Below are 1,348 nucleotides of genomic sequence, written 5' to 3'. Positions count from 1 at the left end.
CGCGGCTGCGTATCGGGAAGAGGAGCCCGAGCGCCCGGCCATGCGCACCGGTGCGGAAACGCCCTGCCCCACGCTGCCGGCAGGACGCCTCCGCGAGGGCCTCGAGGGCGCAGCGACAGACGAGCGCCTTGCGCCCGAATCGCGTTTTACCTCGTCAAACGAAAGTATATTCGCTTGGTTGCCCAATGGAGTGCGCTCCTCTTAGCATCGTGGTTCGTTGATGGTGGGTGTAATGCCAGAAGCTTGCTCAAGGATACCACAGAAGCAGGGGCCCCGCCACCGGACGCAGGCGCACAGCCGGCCCGTTGAGAAACCGTTGAATCGCGGCCCGAAGCGCGGGTGAAACCGTAAAAACGCCGCTCGAGGGCGGCGTTCTCAAGGACTAGAGATCGAGCTTCTTAATATAAGAACTCCATTTTTCGAACGACTCGTCGCTGATGGCATGCTCCATGAGGCACGCCTCGCGCTCGGCTTGCTCCTCGGGAATGCCGAGGGCCTTCGTGAGGAACGAGAACAGCATGTGATGGCGGTCGAGCACCGACGTTCCATAGGCGTAGCCCTCTTCGGTAAGCGTGATGTCGCCGTAGTACGGCTGGTCGGCCAGGCCCTTCTCCTTCAGGGACGTCACGGCCTTGTTGACCGACGCTTTGGACACGCCGAGCTTCGTCGCGATGTCGACCGAACGAACCGACGCCTCCGTCGTACCGCCCAACATGACGATGGCCTCGAGATAATCTTCGTGCGACATGGACATTTTTTCCACAGGAACCCTCCTTCGCGCCTCGCCCATGGTACCACACCCCTCGCCCCCTCCGAAAGGGCGGCATCAGCCCCCCCCCGTAGTCCCCGAGCGTTGCACGCCGGGAGGCAGAAAGCGTCGCGGCCGGTCGCACTCGAAACGGTGGGCCGCGAAGTTTGACAGCCTGCCACAGGAAAACGCAGATCCGAGAGAACGCCGAAGGCGAAGATGAGAAGAGGCTGAAAGGGAGGAGTGCCGACGGGGGAAGAGGGGGGGGGATCCCCCGTCGGCGATGCTGTGCGGCGAATGACCAGACGAGAGGAGCCTTCGCCGCCGTGTCAGCAAGAAGAGGAGGCAGAGAGCTCGAGCGTTCCGTTGGCGCCTGCCTTGCGCTTGAGGAGCTTCGCTGTCGCTTTCTGACATTTGTTAGTCTATGCTAACTTACGTGCGAGGTCAAGGGGTGCTGGGCGATAGTTTGCCTTGGTTTACAATTCCTCCATATATTGGATTTCCCTGCGCCCGCGCCTGCCGAGCGCCTACCGAGCGCTTCCCTGCTTGGCGGCGCGCTCAATGTCGGCGACCAGGGCATCTGCGACTCCGCACCCGGTG

1 protein-coding gene is annotated in these 1,348 nt (G+C 62.4%); it reads right to left on the bottom strand.

The annotated features are described in order from the left end of the window. Nucleotides 1-382: 382 nt before the first annotated feature. A complete protein-coding gene (locus tag GPA_RS07060; RefSeq protein ID WP_041239223.1) occupies nt 383-763 on the bottom strand; it encodes a metal-dependent transcriptional regulator in 381 nt (126 codons plus the stop codon). Nucleotides 764-1,348 lie beyond the last annotated feature (585 nt).

The sequence above is a fragment of the Gordonibacter pamelaeae 7-10-1-b genome (assembly GCF_000210055.1).
Lineage (GTDB): Bacteria > Actinomycetota > Coriobacteriia > Coriobacteriales > Eggerthellaceae > Gordonibacter > Gordonibacter pamelaeae.
Note: the sequence above shows the minus strand (reverse complement) of the source record. Positions and strands in the feature narration are given on the sequence as shown.